The sequence below is a fragment of the Saccharopolyspora shandongensis genome, from assembly GCF_900106995.1.
GTDB classification, from domain to species: domain Bacteria; phylum Actinomycetota; class Actinomycetes; order Mycobacteriales; family Pseudonocardiaceae; genus Saccharopolyspora; species Saccharopolyspora shandongensis.
In genome coordinates this window covers 15,602-32,209 of the sequence record NZ_FNOK01000038.1, presented here as the reverse complement: position 1 = coordinate 32,209, position 16,608 = coordinate 15,602, and the positions used below count along the sequence as shown (strand labels likewise).

The window sequence follows — 16,608 nt, the reverse complement described above, 5'->3', positions numbered from 1 at the left end:
CGCCTGGAATCAGGCAGCCGGCGGGCGGAAGTAAGGTGGCGGACCGTGGATCGCTCCTTGCTGCCCGAGCACCTCCGGCTGCTGCTGTCCGACGAGCCCGTGCTGGACGTGTACTCCCACGGTCCGTGGCGGGTTCCGGACGGGCTGTACGAGGAGATCGGGGAGCGCGCGGTCGAGCTCAACCGCGATCCGGCCGCGGAGGCGCTGGCCGTGGAACTGCCGGAGTTCTTCGCCGAGGACACCACCGTCATCGGCGCCGAGCTGTGGTTCCTGCTGGAGTTCCTGGTCGGCACGGCGGCGGTGCGCGGCGGCAACGCCGCCGACCTGCAGCGGGAGACCATGGGCGGCTTCGCGGCCCAGCCCTGGCGGCCCAACCGCACCTGGTCCTGGAGCGCGAGCGCGTCCCGGTTCCGGCCGCCGGTGGAGTGGCTGCTCGACGGTGCCGGGGACGACCCCGATCTGCGCGAGCTGGCGTTCGACGTCGCCCGCCGCTGCCTGGACGTGTTCGCCGGGATCGAGCCGCTCGAACCACGCCGCCAGGCGCTGATCGCGCTGCACGACATGCGCGCGGCCGACCCGGCGCTGGCCAAGCAGGACCTCGTCGCGCCGGTCGGGAGGCTGGCGGACCTGTGGGCGCAGCGCGCCGACGAGTCGATCCTGGCGGCGCTGCCCGAGCTCAGCGGCCCGGCCGGCTACCTGGACTGGGCGTGCTCGGGGTTCCTGGCCGCGCACCAGCGGCTGCTGGAGCGGTCACCGGGCGTCGCGGGCGCCGGCCCGATCCCCGACATCGACTACTCGGTGGAGCACGAGATCGCGCTGGCCGGCCTGATGCTGCAGGCCGAGCTGGTCGAGGTGCCGGTCGAACTGGCGCTCACCACGGGCCACGCGATGTTCGAGGTCGTGCAGGCCATGTTCGTCCGGCTCAAGGAGAACTTCGACGGCGACCGATGGCACAACCTCGTGCTCGCCTGGTTGGGGCGCGCGGTGCTGGCGGGTGAGGTGGACGTCTGCCGCGCCTGGCTGGACATGGCGATGCGGATCAGCGGCGTGGTGCAGGGCCTGCCGGACGGCGTCGTGACGCCGAGCTGCTTCGTCCCGGTGCGGGACTTCCAGCGGCAACTGCGGGTGCTGGCCCGGCCGCGCAGGGTGCTCAACCTGCTGGTGCCGAAGCTGGTCGGCGGCGAGGAACTGCACTCGGCGGCCGCGGACCCGGCGGCGGCCCTGGTGGGCCAGCCGGAGCTGGCCGAGGCGGTCCGCGCCGAGCTGGCGGATTTCCGGCACGGCCGCACCAGGGTGGTGCGGATGTTGTTGACCGGTCCGGAAAGCACGGGGCGCGGCACGGCTGCGGGAGTGCTGCGCGGAATGCTGCTCAAGGCGGGCGGCAACCGCACCGAAGCCTGGGTTTCCGAGGCCGAGTTCGCCAGCCTCGACGTCAGCAACGCGGTGGTGCACCTGCAGCAGAAGACGCAGGGCCTCGGCGCTCACGACGTGCTGGTCGTGAACGGTCTCGACCAGCTGGCGGGCCTGGAGCGGTCCGGGACCGCGCTGCTGGAGGAATTGCGGCGGCTGGTGAAGCGGCTGCCGGAGCTGCACGTCATCGCGGTGTGCCGGGCCGGGGGAGACGACCGGGTGGGCGCGGTGAATCCGGCGCTGCTCCAGAAGTTCCGGGTCGCCAGGACCGCCGACTTCGCGCCGGAGGACCTCGCCGAGCTGTTCCGGCGCGCGGTGGCCCGGCGGGACGCAGTCGCAGCGGACGAGGTCGCGCAGTCGGCTGCGCGGCTGGCGGCGGTGGGGCCGCAGAACATGCGCGGCGCCCGGCTGATCGAGGACCTGGCGCAGCGCGGCGTCGACGCGGCTCGCGCCCGCAACAGCGGAGGACCGGTGGAGGTGCTCGGCCGCGACCTGCCGGAGCATTCGACCGGCACCGACCTGGCGGACTGCGTCGGCCTGGACTCGGTCCGCCGCGAACTGGACCTGGTCCTCGCCGAGGTCCGGGCCGCGAAGCTGCGCCGGGAGGCCGGGATGCCAGGCGCGGTGCGCCCGCGGCACCTGGTGTTCACCGGCGCGCCGGGGACCGGGAAGACGACCGTGGCCGGGGTCCTCGGCCGGACCTGCGCGGATCTCGGCCTGCTGTCCTCCGGGCATCTGGTGGTGGTCGACTGCGCGGACCTCGCCGGGCGGCACGTGGCGGAGGCGGCGACCGGGGTGCAGCGTGCGCTCGACAGGGCCATGGGCGGCGTGCTGTGCGTCGAGGACGCGGGCACGCTCGCCCGGCCCGGCATCGACGTCGACCGGGCCCGCAACCAGGGCGTGATCGACGCGCTGCTGGCGGGCCTGCAATCGCGCTCGGCGGATCTGCTGGTGGTCCTGTGCGGCCCGGACGCCGCGGTGAACGGCCTGCTCAAGGCGACCCCGGAACTGGCGGCCTGCTTCCCGAAGGTGGTGCGCTTCCCGGACCTGACCGACGAGCAGGTCGTGGAGCTGTTCGAGCGCAAGGCCGCGGCGGCGGGCTTCGCGCTCGGCGACGGGGTGGCGGAGAAGGCCCGGGCGGTGGTCCGCATGGCGCGCCGCGACGCGGCGATGACCAACGGCCGCCTCGCGGTGAACCTGCTGGAACGCGCGGTTTCGCTGCAGTCCAGGCGAATCCTCGCGGACGGTGTGGTCGGCGCGGACGAGTCGCTGCACCGGATCGACGCCGTGGACGTGCCCGACACCCCGGTCGAACCGGTGCACGCGGACCTCCCGGCGGACCCGCTGGCGGCGATCGACGGCCTGATCGGGCTGGAGTCGGTGAAGCGCGAAGTGCGCCTGCTGGTCGCCGAAGCGGAAGCGGACCGGCTGCGCCGTGGCGCCGGGCTGCCGCTCGCGGCCCGCACCCGGCACCTGGTGTTCACCGGCAATCCGGGCACGGCGAAGACGACGGTCGCCAGGCTGGTCGCGGCGGTGTACGCGAAGCTCGGCCTGCTGTCCTCCGGCCACCTGGTGGAGGTCTCGCACGCGGACCTGATCGCCGAGTACATCGGCCAGACCGCGCCGAAGGTCCGCGCCGCGGTGGAGCGAGCGCGGGGCGGCGTCCTGTTCATCGACGAGGCCTACGCGCTGACGCCGCCGGACGGCAGGCACTCCTACGGCCCGGAGGCGATCGCGGAGCTGCTGCGGCTGATGGAGGAGCACCGCGACGACCTGGTGGTGATCGCGGCCGGGTACGAGAGCCGGATGACGGAGTTCCTGCGCACCAACCCCGGCCTGGCCTCGCGCTTCCCCTCGGTGGTGCACTTCCCGGACTACGACGAGGCGGAGCTCGTCGAGATCTTCGAAAGCCTGGCGAGCATGGCGGGATTCACCGTCCACGAAGAAGTCGGCGCGGAGGTCCGCCGAATCCTGCGGGCGACGAGCCGGGACGAGTCGTTCGGCAACGGCCGGGTCGTCAGAAACCTCCTAGACCGGGCGATCGCGCTGCAGGGCGAGCGGATCACGGCATCCGAACGGCAGGACGCGGCGGAGGTCGGCCTCCTCCGCCCGGCGGACCTGTCCGGCGTCCACATCAGCCACCTGGCGAACCGAACCGACCAGTTCGGCCAATACCTCTGATGGTCTGCTGCGCCGTCATTTCACCGCGCCCGGTGGAGGAGGGGCGGTAAGAGCGGCTGCCCGCCCGGCGGTGGCCCGGCTCGTCGTGAGCCGCGGCCACCGCCGGGCGGGTCCAGCGGCGCAACGAGGTGTTGGAGCGTCAGGAGCGGACGCCGCTGAGTTCGTTCGGGATCGCGGGCAGGTCGCCGGTGGCGAGGGCGTTCCCCGAGGCCAGATCGATCGCGTGGATCTTCTTCCCCGCCGGATCCGTGATGTAGGCGGTGCCGCCGCGGACGAAGATCGCGGGCCGCGGCTGCTGCCACTCCAGCGGCTCCTGCCACGGGGCCAGGACCGGAATCGTCCGCGTGACCTGGGCGGTCGCCGGGTCGATCTGGTGGATCGCGCCGTCGGTGCCCAGGACCAGGGCCTCGCCCCGCGGCCCCCTGGCGAGGGAGCGGAAGGTGTAGCTGGTGCCGATGTCGACCAGCCGCAGGCTCCCGTTGGTGGTGTCGATGAGCGAAACCTGCTGGGGGCGCTCCAGTTCGGCGTGCTCGTCCTTCTTGTAGTCGCCCAGCACGATCGGCGACGCGGCGGAGCCGGCCTGGTTGCCGATCCGGCCGTACTCGGTGGGGCTGGTGACCTTCGTGATGGTGCCGCCGCGGTAGATCAGCGCGCCGTTCTCGCAGCCGATCACGACGGCCTCGCCCTGCGCGGTCGCTTCACCGTGCACGCCGGGGCAGTCCTCGCTGCGCGCGATCTCCTTGCGTGCGGCGTCGAGCACCCTGATGCCGACCCGCTCCTCCTCGTTTCCGATCGTGACCACGAGCTCGCCGTTGGACAGCTCGATCGCGACGCCGTGGTGCGGTTCGGGCGTCCGGTACACCTCGGTCGGCGGCATGCCGGCACCGAGCGCTTCGGGATCGAAGACCGTGACTTCGCCGGTGCCGTCGGAGAAGAGCACGGTCCTGCCGGCGTGCGGCACGACGTGACCCGGCTTGGCGCCCTTGAACTCGACGTCGCTCAGGATCGCGCCGGCCGCGTCGAGCACGCGGAAACCCGTCGCCGTGGAAACCAGGACGTGGCGGTCGTCGCCGGCCGGGTTGAGGCGGTTGAAGCCCACCAGCGGCAGGTCCTCGACCACCTCCAAGGTCCTGCCATCGAGGACGTAGACGCCACCGTCGTAGGTGACGGTGACCGGATCGGCCACCACGGCCGGTGCGGCGGCCGCGTTCTCCTGGGGTGGTGCCTGCGCGGTGCTGCAGGCACCCAGCGCGGCAGTGAGGGATAACGCCGCGGACGCCGCGGCGATCTTCTTGCGGGAAACGGTATTCACCATCATCATTTCCATTCCACTTCGGACGGACGGATCCAGGAGTGCCCGGGGCGGCGGGCTCGCGCGGCTCAGTCCCGGCCGAGCCCCCGCGCGATGGACTCGGCGTTGGACCGCATCATTTCCAGGTAGTCGCCGGCGCCCCGTCCCGGTCGGCTCAGCGATTCGGAGAACAGCGACACGACCTCGACGTGCAGGCCGGCCTGGTCGGCGAGGACTCGCGCGAGGCGGTCCGGCTGGGAGGAGTCGGCGAAGATCGCCGGAACGCCTGCCGCGCGAACCGTGTCCGCGAGGGACTTCAGGTCCGACGCGCTGGGCGAGGCGAGCGTTGTTCCGCTGGGAATCACCGCGCCGACGACCTCGAAGCCGTACCGCTGCGCGAGGTATCCGAACACGTGGTGGTTGGTCACCAGCTTGCGGCGTTCGGTCGGGATGTCGGCGAACTGCCGGCCCATTTCGGCGTCGAGCCGGTCGACGGCGCCCCGGTACTGCGCCGCGTTGGCGCGCACGACCTGCGGATCGACGCCGTCGACGTGCGCGATGACCTGCTCGGCGATCAGGTCGACCGCTCGGCTCACGCGCCGGGGGTCGGTCCAGAAGTGCGGGTCGAGACGGCCGTCGGTGCTCCCCGCGGTGTAGCGGACGGGATCCACCTCGGCGCCCACGGCGAGGGTCGGGACCCCGGCGGCTTCCGCCGCCTGGACGTTGCGCGCGACACCCTCCTCCAGGCCCAATCCATTGTGGACGACGAGACCGGCCTGTTCCAGCTTCGCCGCCTGCTGCGCCGAGATCCCGAAGGAGTGCGGGTCCGCGTCGGGCTTCATCAGCACCGTCACCTCGGCTTCGCCGCCGACGATCTGCCGGGTGATGTCGCCGAGGATGTTGGTCGTGACGACCACGCCCGAACGGCCCTGCGCCGGGGCGGTGCAGCCGGTGAGCACAAGGAGGAATGCGATTCCGGAGGTGATGAGGAGCCGGCTGCTTCGCGTTCCAGCGCTCATCGTCCCGTCTCCACCAGGTGGGTGACCCGGCCGCCGAGTTCGAGGGTGCGAGCGCGGCGGAGGGCGTCGTTGTAGTCGATTTCGTGGACGACACCCGCGGTCGCGTCGTTGATGTAGGCGCGGCTGGTGTCGATCTCGATCGTCGGCGCAACCCCGCCCGCCACCGGATCGCTCAGCAGCGGTACGACCGCCGTCTCCTGGCCGGTTTCGCCGTCGAACGCGCGCAGAGCCCCATCCGCGGTGAGGGCCAGAACGGGCCCGCCGGCGCCGACCGCGTTGGCCGTCAGAACCGGGCCGGTGGCGATGTGCGTCCACTTGCGGTGCGCGACGTCGAGCGACCAGACGCCGGTCGCACCGGCTTTCGCCGCGAGCGTGTCGCTGCCCGGCCGGTGGTCGAACTCCTGCGCGCGCTCGTCCTCGGAGACCGGCCGCGGGTACGGAATCTTTTCGCCGCTGAACCTGCCGTCCTTCGAGTCGACGAGGAGAGCGCCGTCGGCGCAACCGAACACGGCGCCTCGCCGGGTGACAGCGGCACCGGCGGGGCCGGGGCAGGGCTGATCGATGGTCGTGACCGGCCGACCGTCCCGGCTGCGGACCTGCAACGCGCCCGCCCGGCCGGGCTGCTCCACCGGCACGAGGACGTGGCCGTCGAAGGGCAGCACCGCCGCGCCGCGAGCCACGTCCTCGATCTTGCCCGTCTCGGCGATCGTGCCCGCCTCCAGCTCGGCGCGATCGAGCAAGCTGGCCGTGCCGTCGCCGAACGACACCGCGACGACCGCTGGATCGCGGTACGCGCGCACCGGCCCGGTGCCCGGGATCGTGCCGACCTCGCGAACGGCGGCGCGGTAGTAGTGCACGTGATCGCCGTGGTCGACCATCCAGGAGCCGCTGTCGACGATCCGGACCGACGGGCCCGCCGCCAGGTAGGCGAACCGCCCGTCGCCGACGACCTCTTCGACGCCGTGCACCTGACCTGCCTCCGCGGCATCGCCGGTGATCAGGTCCAGCACGCGCACGGTCCCGGACTGCGCGTCGGCGACCACCAGGCGCGACTGCGCCTCGGCGGCCTCCTCCGCGCCTTCGACGTAGCCGTGCGGAACTTCTTCGGCGGGCGTCGACGCGTCCGGCCCGCATCCCGCGAGGACCACTGCTGCGACCGACAATCCCGCGAAGGCAGCGGATTTCTTCCTGATGTAGTTCACGATCCCCTCTCGATTCCGGCTTCTACTCGCCTGTTGTGGTTGAGATCCGCCGCATGCGGTGGCGGATTTCCGCACCGAGCGCGGAGAGGAAGAACAGCGCGACCGCGGCCGCCGAGATCGTCGCTCCGGCCGCGGTGCCCCAGTGCCACGAGCCGACCAGCCCGATGACCGTCGCGGCGGTGCCGATCAACGCCGCGACGAGCATGATCGCGGGAATCCGGTCGACCCAGAGAACGGCTGCGGCGGGCGGCGCGATGAGAAGGCTGAACACCAGCAACGTTCCGACGACGTGGAACGAGGCGACGATCGCCAGCGTGATCAGGCCGAGCAGGCAGGCGTGGGCCAAACGGGGCCGCAGGCCGAGCGTTTGTGCCTTCCGCGGGTCGAAGGCGAGCGCGACGAACGAGCGGTGGCCGAGCGCGGACACCCACGCGGCGACGACCAGCGCCGCCGCGAGGTAGCCCAGGTCCTGCCCGCGCACCGCCAGCACGTCGCCGAAGAGGAAGCCGGTCAGGTCGACCGCGAAGGACTGCGAGTGCGAAACGATGATCACGCCCAGCGACAGCATCCCGACGAACAGCAGCCCGATGGCGGTGTCCTGCGACAGCCGCGACGACCGGCCGAGCGCGGTCACGCCGAGCGTCATCGCGCCCGCGCTGAGCGCCGCTCCGAGCAGCAGGTTCCCGCCCAGCAGCGAGGCCAGCGCGACACCGGGGAGCATCCCGTGGGACATGGCGTCGCCGAGGAACGCCATGCCGCGCAGGACGACCCACGTGCCGACGAGCGCGCAGATCGACGAGACAAGCGTCCCGGCCCACAGCGCCCGCGCCACGAACGACACCTCGAACGGGACGAACAGCCAATCCATGAGCACGGATCCTATGATGAAAATGATTATCATTGTAGGTACAGTTCGGTGACGCCGAACACTGCGCGAGGAGTGCTGTGACGATCACCCGAGATCAACCGGAGATCGCCGTCCGCGACCTGACGGTCGGCTACACGCGCGAACCGGTGCTGCGCGGCCTCAGCGCCACGTTCCCGAGGGGGCGGATGACGGCCGTCATCGGCCCCAACGGTTCCGGGAAGTCGACGTTGCTCGGCGTGATCGCGGGGGTGCTCCGGCCTGCCGCGGGTTCGGTCGAGCGGGCGGCCGACCGGGAACCCGCGTTCGTCGCGCAACGAAGCGCGGTGTCCGATTCGCTGCCGATCAGCGTCCGCGACGCGGTGTCCATGGGGCGGTGGGCGCACCGCGGCCCGTGGCGGCGCCTGACCGCCCAAGACTGGGCCGTCGTCGAGAAGTGCCTGGCCGGCCTGGAACTCCTCCCGGTGGCGGCCCGCAGGCTCGGCTCGCTGTCGGGCGGCCAGCGCCAGCGCGCCCTGCTGGCGCAAGGGCTCGCCCAGGAGTCCGGCCTGCTCCTGCTCGACGAACCGGGTTCCGGTCTGGATGCCGAGGCGCGACGCCTGATCTCAGCGGCCCTCGAGAACGCCAAAGCACAAGGGACGACGGTGGTTCAGGTGACCCACGACTTCGCCGAAGCGATGCGCGCGGATCACTGCTTGGTGCTCAACGGCGGAAGGCTGATCGCCGCGGGCGCGCCCGGTGCCGTCCTGACCCCGCGAGTGCTCGAAGAGGTCTGGGGCATCCGGTCGCTGAGCTGACACCACGCGCGGCGCAGGTCTCGTCGGGGCTGCGCCGGATGCCCGCCATGGCGAAAACCGATGCCCTTCGGTCGAAGGGTCCGATGTGGACAGTAACGTCCGAGTTCAGCGGTGCTGCTGTGCGTCGGTGAGACCGATCGGCAGGGTGCCTGCCACGCCCTGCGCGTGCCTGCCGTCGAGGCGTTCCAGGCCGATGCCCCAGCTGCGGGCCAGCCCGGTCAGCGCCTGCGTCGTGTGCTCCAGCGCTTGGAGGTTCGCCGCCGCGATGCGCATCGTCGCCTTCACGCTGGGCTCGGTGTCGGTCGTCGACCGGTGTGCCGTGACGGCGATCGTCACCGCCGCGTGCGGGGCCGCGAGCAGCCGGTGCAATGCCTGCGTCGTGACCGCGGGGGAAAGACCCGACCAGCCTTCGAGTTCGAAGGTCGCCTGCGAGACCGGTCCGGCGTGCCAGAGCCGCCACTGCTCCCGGACGCGGCTGCGGTCGGCCGTGACGTGCGCGAGCGAGGAGATGGCGCCGAGGACCTCGTGCTCGGTAAGTCCTCTGGTGGGCGCGCCGTCGCGGCGGAGCTGGCGCTTCACCCGCCGGACGGCGTTGCCGAGAGCTTGCCGGACTTCCGCGTCCCGATGCACTTCGACCGTGCGCAGGACTTGCAGGGTCAGCCAGACGCGCGGTGCGTGAGCCTGGCTGAACCCCGCGTGGTGCACCACTTGCACGGCGAACGCCGGTGCCTGCTCGCTCAGCGGTGGCAGCATGGTCTCCGGCGGCGGCATCGGTTTCGGGGCGCGTGCGGTCGTTCTCGGTTGCAGCACCGCGGAGATCCCGGCGGTCCGGCTGAGCATCGACACCACGTCGTCGCCGACGTCGTCCACGAGCCACACCGATTCCGGCGAGATCAGGCGCAGCAGCGCGCGCCCGGCCTCGTCCGCGTTCCGCAGATCCCGGTCGCGCTTGCGCAGCAAGTACTTCCAGGACAACGCGAGCCATTCGTACAGCCAGCGGCCGCGGGTGCGGACCGCGGTCAGCGCCAGGACGATCGCGGCTGCCACGACGACCGCGGCGACCGCGGGCCACGGGCGGCCGATGGCCAGCGCGACCGCGATCAGCACGAGCTGCCAGCAGATGACCTGCAGCACGCCGATCCCGCCGAGCGGACGTGCTTGAGCGGGCGTCGTTTCCGGCGGCCCCGCGGCAGGGCGAGCGGGTGGCTTCTGTGCTGGGCCGGCGACCGGGTGCTCCGGTTGCCACGCCGGAATCGGTCGCGGTTGCGGGATCGCCGGTGCGTTGATTCGCACGCCGGCTCGGGTAGCGCCTGGATCGGTCACCGTGCTGCCTCCTCGTGCCTTCCCCAGCCCCAGTGTCCGTAGGGAAAATGAGGATTCGGTGACAGCGGACCGCTCCCGCCCGAAGTTGGCCATTATCATCAAATCTTCATCGACCGCTTGTTAATGTCATCGGGTGACTGACGACACGTCCGGCTCGAAATCCCCGGCCTTGCAGCGGCTTCGCGCCGTCGCGCGCGGCCGCGCGGCGATCGCGCTGCTGGTCGCCGGCTGCGTGGGGCTGGTCGGCCTGGCCGTGACCGGACAGGCGTCGGTTCCGCCCGGCCTGCAGTTCGTCCAGGTCGGCCACTGGGTCTACAACAACGCCTCGCAGTCGGCGTTCCACGTCGACGGATCGACCGGCCAGGTAGACGCGCGGGCGAACGTGCCCGGCGCGGAGCCGGGCAGCCAGGTCGTGCAGGGCGAGCGCTCCGGATACGTCGTCGAGCGGTCGCGGATCACGGAGTTCAGCAAGTCGACGCTGAGCGTCGAGAACAGCGTCGCCCCACCCGCCGCCGAGCGACCGGTCGTGCTGGAGGTCGCGGGCGGCCCGTACCTGGTCTACCGCAACGCGGGCCGGGTGGCGCGCCTCGGCGACCCGACGGCCACCGTCCCGGCGGGCGGCCCGCTGTCCACGCCGGTGGCGACCTCGGACGGAACGGTGTGGCTGCACCGGATCGACACCGGTTCGATCTGCCAGCTGCCGCGCGGCGCCACCCGGCTCGCCTGTCCCGCGGAATTGCCCAAGGGCCACGGCGGCGCGTTGGCCGTCGTCGGCGACCGGGCGGTCGTGATCGACACGACGGCGGACACGCTGCACACCATCAGCGGCGACGGGCTCGGCGGATCCGCCGAGATCGGGCTGAAACTGCCGCCCACGGCGCAGGTCGCCAACAGAGCCGTCGACGGGCGGCTCGCCGTCGTCGACCCGGACCGCAAGCAGCTGCACCTGATCGACACCGCCGGGCTGGAGAAGAACGGCCCGACCGCCCGGCCCGTCTCGGTCGACCTGCCCAGGGACGGCAAGATCGCCGGACCCGTCGCGGCCTCGCACGTCGTCATGGTGGTCGACGAGACCCGGCACGAAGTGCTCACCTACGACAGCAAGGGCCAGCTGAAGAGCTCGAAGAAGCTTCCGGAGAACGGCGAACCGCCGCGACCGGCGCTGGGCGAGGACAACCGGATCTACGTCGACACCTCGGACGGCTCGCGGGTGCTGGTGGTCGACGGCGAGGACGGATCGGCGGCCGAGGTGTCCATCGACGACGCCGCCCGCAACGGGACGGCCGACGAGGCGACCGCCGAGGAGCCCCCGGACTCCGAGCCGCTGGTGCCCGGCGTGCTGTCGGATGTCGTCGCGCCCGCGACGCCGCCCGGCGCGCCCCGCAACGTCAAGGCGGTCGCCGGCGACAGCTCGGCCACGGTGTCCTGGGGCGCCGCCGCGAACAACGGCGCGCGGATCACCAGGTACCGGCTGAGCTGGTCGGGAGGGTCGACCACGGTCGACGGCTCGGCGTCGAGCGCCACCGTGAGCGGGTTGACCAACGGCAGGTCCTACGTGATCACCGTGACCGCGGAGAACTCGGCGGGCCGGGGCTCGGGCGCCAGCGCCAAGGCAGTGGTGCCGGGACGCGCGGCCGAAGCGCCGAAGGTCACCGCGAAGGCGAGCGCCGACGGGCGGGTCTCGGTGACCTGGACCGAGCCAGACCTTCACGGCGCGAACCTGGTGCACTACCTGGTGAGCGCGTCCGGCAAGGGCGAACGCGAGATTTCCGGCCAGAGCACGGAATTCCAGGGGATCACGGGCACCACCACCATCACCGTCCGCGCGGTCACCCGGTACGGTCCGTCCGGTTCTCCCGTGCTCACGGGGAAGCCCGGCAAGCAGAGCGTCACCGTGCCGTCGGGCCCGCCCACCGTGGAGATCACCGGGGTGCGAGGCGAGGGCGGCAACAGGCTGATCGTGAGCGTCAACGCCGACGCCAAGGGCTCGTCGGCCACCTGCGAGGCGCGCTTCATGGGCCTCTTTCCGACCTCTGCGCCCTGCGACGGGCCTTCCGAGATCGCCATCAACAACGTCACCTGGATCGGCAGGGTCAAGATCACTGTCACCATCACGACCCCGCTGGGTCAGGCCACGGACAACTGGACGGGAGAGCCGTGATAGCCGGGCGGATCCAGGGCGTCGTGTTCTGGATCGGGCCGGCTCTGCTGGCGGGTTTGCGTCGAGGAAAGGACGAGGAACTGCTGTGACACCCACCCCCAAGGTCGCCTACGACCTCATCGCCGAGAACGTGCAGGTGGTGATGCGCGGCAAGGAGGACGCCGTCCGGCTCGCGGTGGCCGCCCTGTTCGCCGAGGGGCACCTGCTGATCGAGGACGTGCCCGGGGTCGGGAAGACGACCATGGCGCGGTGCATCGCGGCCAGCATCGGTGGCGGGTGGAGCCGCATCCAGTTCACGCCCGACCTGCTGCCCGGCGACATCACCGGCGTGATGGTGTACCACCAGAACGCCGAGCGGTTCCAGTTCCACCCCGGCGCGATCTTCGCCAACGTGGTGCTGGCGGACGAGATCAACCGGGGCACGCCGAAGACCCAGGCCGCGCTGCTGGAGGTGATGGCCGAGCGCCGGGTGACCGTCGACTCGGTCAGCCAGGACGTGCCCCGGCCGTTCCTCGTCGTGGCCACGCAGAACCCGATCGAGATGGAAGGCACCTACCGGCTGCCCGAGGCGCAGCTGGACCGGTTCCTGATGCGCCTGTCGGTCGGCTACCCGGATCACGACGCCGAGGTGCGCGTGGTGATGGGCGACTGCGCCGGGGTGAGCCCGGACGAGCTGCAGCCGGTGATCGACATCAGCGGCGTGCAGCAGGTGATCGCCGAGGTGCGGAAGTCGCGCCTGGCGCCCGAGATCATCTCCTACGCGGTGCGGCTGGCCGCGTCGAGCCGGACCCATCCGGCGGTCCGCTACGGCGCCAGCCCGCGCGGCAGCATCGCCCTGATCCGGGCGGCCCAGGCGCTCGCCGCCACCCACGGCCGCGACTTCGTGACACCGGACGACGTGAAGGACGTGGCGGTCCCGGTGCTCGCCCACCGCCTCGTGCTCACCCCCGACGCGGAACTGAGCCAGCGGCAGGCGAGCGACGTGGTGGCGGAGCTGCTGGCGGACACCGCCGTGCCGACGGACCCGGCGAGGAGGTAGGGGTGCGGCTCACCCGCCGCGGCATCCTCGTTCTCCTCGGGGCCGCAATGTGTTTCGCCTTCGGCGAGGTGGCCGGGTACCCGCTGTTCCGGGCTCTGGCAGGGGCCGCGGTCGGCGCGGTGCTGGCCGCCGTGGCCACTACCTTCGTCCAGCCGAAGGTGGAGGTCGTCCGCTCCGTCACGCCGGACCGGGTCGAGCGGGGCAAGCCCGCGCTGGCGTCGCTGGTGGTCCGCAACGGCACCACCCGCCGGCACGGCGGTTTCGCCGCGGCCGACCGGGTCGGCACCGAGGTGAACGAGGTGCAGGTCCGCCCGCTCGCGCCCGGCGCGGAGGCCACCTACCACTACGAGCTGCTCACCACGGCGCGCGGCCGGCTCCAGGTCGGCCCGCTCGTGCTGAGCCGGTTCGATCCCTTCGGACTCGCCCACGGCGACCGGACCGCGGGCGGCACCGCGCACCTGTGGGCACATCCGCGCCGGCACCAGGTGCGCCCCGCGCGGGCCGGCTATCCACGGCACCACCACGACGGGCCGATCACCGATCCGCCGCTGCGCGGTTCGGCGGACCTGCGCGCCGTCCGGCCGTACGTGATCGGCGACGAAGTGCGCTTCCTGCACTGGAAAGCGACGGCCCGGACCGGTCAGCTCATGGTGCGCGAGTACGCCGACCCGGCGCAGCTGCGGTTCACGGCGGTGCTCGACACCCGGCCCGCCGCGATGAGCCCGGCCGTTTTCGAGGAAGCCGTCGAGGTGGCGGCCTCGCTGCTGTACGCGTCGGCGTCGGCCGGGCAGCACTGCCGGTTGATCACCTCGCACGGCATCGACACGCCGGTCGACAGCGGCCTGCGGGCGGTCAGGTCGTTGCTGGACGAGTTGTGCCTGGTCGGCCAGGACGCGGCGGCGGATGAGCCGCTGGTGCCGGCCGCGCTCGCCGCAGCGCGACCCGGCGGCATCCTGGTCGTGCTCACCGGGCCGGACGCCGATGTAGCCGCGCACCGCTGGCGGCCGGACGTGCTGGTCCGGCTCGGCGCCCGGCAATCGTCGGCGGGCAACGGGCTGATCGCCGCGTCGGATGCGGCCGACGCCGCGGCGAAGTGGAACGCCTTGCAGGCGGGTCCGGCATGACCGCGCGCAACCGGCTGGCGGTCGCCGGATTGCTCTGTGCCGCTGCGGTTTCCGGGTTCATGTTCGCCCCGGTCTTCGGTTTGGCTCCGCTGATCGTCCCGGTCCTGGTCGTGGTGCTCGTCGGCTACGGCTGCGTGGAAATGGCCGTGAGGTGGCCGAAACTCGTGCCGTGGCGCCCGGTTCTGGTGCTGCTGGGGGCTCTCCTCGGGCTGATCGAGTCGGTCCTGTTCCCGACCACCGTCGTGGGCGTACCCACCGGGGAGACGCTGCGGGTGCTGGAGCGCGGGCTGACCGAGGGCTGGCTGCTCACCCTGCAGTCGACCTGGCCCGCCAGACCGGATGCCGAGCAGCTGTTGTTCGTCCCGCTGGCGGTGCTGCTCGCCGTCGTGCTCGGCCTGGAATTGTTGCTGCGCCTGCGAAAGCCGATGGTGGCGTTGCTGCCGGGCCTGGCCGTGGTCGCGCTCGGCCAGGCGTACCAGGCGCTGACCGGGTTCGCCGCACTGCTGGCGGCGATCGCCTATGCGGTCCCGGCCGGAGTGGTGCTCTGGGCGGAGCGCCCCGGGCGCCCGGGCGCCCGTCCCCGCGGTGGGCTCCAACCGGCGCGCCGGGCATCCAAGGCGCGGATTCTGCTCGTGGTGCCGACGATCGTGGGCGTGGTCGCCGGTTCCGTCCTCATCGGTGGCTTCGATCCGGTCGGCGGCGATCCGTACCGCCTGGCGGACGGCCGCCTGGCGCCGCTGCAGCAGAACCGGCTCAGCAATCCGCTGGACCAGGTCGCGGCGCGGCTGGGCGACCGCGAGCGGGAGGTGTTCCGCTACCGCAGCGATGCACCGGTCGACCGGTGGCGCCTGGTGGTGCTGGACGGTTTCGACGGGACCAACTGGTCGACCGGCGCGGAGCTGCGCCGGATGGGCACCGGCCTCGACGGGGTGCCGGGCGGCACCGAGAGCGCGGCCGATCTGCGGGTGCGGGGCGGGCTCGGGCCGTGGTTGCCGAGCCAGCCGGTTCCGATGGGCGTGACCGGGCTCGCGCCGCTGGTGGACCAGTCCTCGGGCGCACTGCTGGTGGATCCGCCGGTGCCCGCCGGCCAGGAGGTCTCCTACCGGCTGAGCTGGTCGACGCCCCAGATCGACGCGGCGCGACTCGGCGTCGCCCCGGTTGATCCCGACGCGACGGGCGGCCTCGGCGGCCTCGGCGTCGTGCCACCGGAAATCGGGCGGCTGGCCAGGGATTCGGTGCGCGGGCTGCGCCCGACGTTCCAGGCGGCCCTGCAGCTCGACCGGTTCCTCAGCGAGAACTACCAGGTCGCGGTAGGCGAACACCTGCCGACCGGGCACGGCTGGCCGCAGCTGCGGCACTTCCTCCTCGAGAGCAAGCGCGGGACGAGCGAGCAGTTCGCCGCCGCGTACGTGCTCCTGGCGAGGATGAACGGCATCCCGGCCCGGCTGGTCGTCGGGTTCCGCGGCTCGAACAAGACCGAAGGCGACTTCAAGGTGGTGCGCAACGGCGACGTGCTGGCGTGGCCGGAGGTGGCGGTCGAGGGAGTCGGCTGGGTGCCGCTGGACCCGACCGCGACCGCGACCCAGTCCGGCCGGGACCAGTCCGGCCTGGCCATGGCGGCCGCGCAGGCCAAGCAGCAGCTCCCGCCGGAGAACCAGCTGCGCCCGCCTCAACTCCCGCCGGGACAGCAGGAAGATGAGGGCGAACAGGAATCCGGCGCCGCCCCGATGCTGTGGGCAGTGGTGATTCCGGTTGCCGGGGCCCTGCTCCTGCTCGCCTGCTGGCTGATCGGAGTGCCGCTGGCGAAGTCCGTGCGAGCCCGCCGCAGGAGGCGCCTGGCCGGCGCCGATGGCGTGATGGGCGCGTGGGCGGAAGCCCGCGACCGGATCCGAGCCCACGGCGTGCCGTACCGGATCGGGATGACACCGCGAGATCTGGCGGAGTCGGCGGGCTCGATGATCGGGGAGCGAACGGCGGAGCCGGTGGTAAGGCTGGCGAAGGTGCTGGACATGGCGCTGTGGTCAGGAGTCCCGGTGGCGGACGGCCAACCCCGACGAGCCTGGGAAGAGGTCCGAGAGGTCCGGCGAGCCCTAGCGGCCCGCCCACTGTCCACCAGACTGAGAGCGGCACTGGAACTCCGCACACTGCTCCCCACCGGCCGCCAGCAAGACCGATCCTGAGTGATCGGCCGAGAGG

11 protein-coding genes are annotated in these 16,608 nt (G+C 72.2%); 6 read left to right on the top strand and 5 right to left on the bottom strand.

All coding sequences use genetic code 11. The features are described from left to right. Positions 1 to 45: 45 nt before the first annotated feature. A complete protein-coding gene (locus BLW84_RS30825) occupies positions 46 to 3,591 on the top strand; it encodes an AAA family ATPase (RefSeq protein WP_143061160.1) in 3,546 nt (1,181 codons plus the stop codon). Positions 3,592 to 3,730: 139 nt separating this feature from the next. On the opposite strand, the gene aztD is transcribed toward BLW84_RS30825, so the two are convergent. The 4 genes from aztD to aztB form a co-directional block, all read right to left on the bottom strand. Next, positions 3,731 to 4,906, bottom strand: a complete 1,176-nt coding sequence (gene aztD / locus BLW84_RS30820; protein ID WP_093272549.1) for a zinc metallochaperone AztD — start codon at positions 4,904 to 4,906, stop codon at positions 3,731 to 3,733. Between the two features lie 65 nt (positions 4,907 to 4,971). Beyond that, complete coding sequence (aztC, locus tag BLW84_RS30815; protein WP_093272407.1) at positions 4,972 to 5,901, bottom strand: zinc ABC transporter substrate-binding protein AztC; 930 nt, start codon at positions 5,899 to 5,901, stop codon at positions 4,972 to 4,974. Further along, positions 5,898 to 7,103 carry a hypothetical protein gene (locus BLW84_RS30810; protein WP_245761510.1) on the bottom strand — a complete coding sequence of 402 codons (1,206 nt, stop codon included), beginning with the start codon at positions 7,101 to 7,103 and terminating at the stop codon, positions 5,898 to 5,900. The genes aztC and BLW84_RS30810 overlap by 4 nt, the downstream gene beginning before the upstream one ends. Before the next feature lie 22 nt (positions 7,104 to 7,125). Further along, on the bottom strand, positions 7,126 to 7,971 hold the full coding sequence (aztB, locus tag BLW84_RS30805; RefSeq protein ID WP_093272403.1) for a zinc ABC transporter permease AztB: 846 nt from the start codon (positions 7,969 to 7,971) through the stop codon (positions 7,126 to 7,128). A gap of 77 nt (positions 7,972 to 8,048) precedes the next feature. Between aztB and aztA the strand changes: the two genes are divergently transcribed. Beyond that, positions 8,049 to 8,765, top strand: a complete 717-nt coding sequence (aztA, locus tag BLW84_RS30800) for a zinc ABC transporter ATP-binding protein AztA (protein WP_093272400.1) — start codon at positions 8,049 to 8,051, stop codon at positions 8,763 to 8,765. Between the two features lie 105 nt (positions 8,766 to 8,870). On the opposite strand, the gene BLW84_RS30795 is transcribed toward aztA, so the two are convergent. Beyond that, on the bottom strand, positions 8,871 to 10,088 hold the full coding sequence (locus tag BLW84_RS30795) for a type VII secretion protein EccE (RefSeq protein ID WP_245761509.1): 1,218 nt from the start codon (positions 10,086 to 10,088) through the stop codon (positions 8,871 to 8,873). A 133-nt stretch (positions 10,089 to 10,221) separates the two neighbouring features. Here BLW84_RS30795 and BLW84_RS30790 point away from each other — a divergent pair, with 133 nt between their 5' ends. The 4 genes from BLW84_RS30790 (at position 10,222) to BLW84_RS30775 (ending at position 16,592) form a co-directional block, all read left to right on the top strand. Continuing rightward, positions 10,222 to 12,249, top strand: a complete 2,028-nt coding sequence (locus BLW84_RS30790; RefSeq protein WP_093272394.1) for a fibronectin type III domain-containing protein — start codon at positions 10,222 to 10,224, stop codon at positions 12,247 to 12,249. An 85-nt stretch (positions 12,250 to 12,334) separates the two neighbouring features. Beyond that, positions 12,335 to 13,288, top strand: coding sequence for an AAA family ATPase (locus BLW84_RS30785; RefSeq protein WP_093272393.1), 954 nt, complete (start codon positions 12,335 to 12,337; stop codon positions 13,286 to 13,288). Between the two features lie 2 nt (positions 13,289 to 13,290). Continuing rightward, positions 13,291 to 14,412 carry a DUF58 domain-containing protein gene (locus BLW84_RS30780; protein WP_093272390.1) on the top strand — a complete coding sequence of 374 codons (1,122 nt, stop codon included), beginning with the start codon at positions 13,291 to 13,293 and terminating at the stop codon, positions 14,410 to 14,412. After that, positions 14,409 to 16,592, top strand: a complete 2,184-nt coding sequence (locus tag BLW84_RS30775) for a transglutaminase TgpA family protein (RefSeq protein ID WP_093272388.1) — start codon at positions 14,409 to 14,411, stop codon at positions 16,590 to 16,592. Before BLW84_RS30780 ends, BLW84_RS30775 begins: the two co-directional genes overlap by 4 nt. Positions 16,593 to 16,608: the final 16 nt, after the last annotated feature.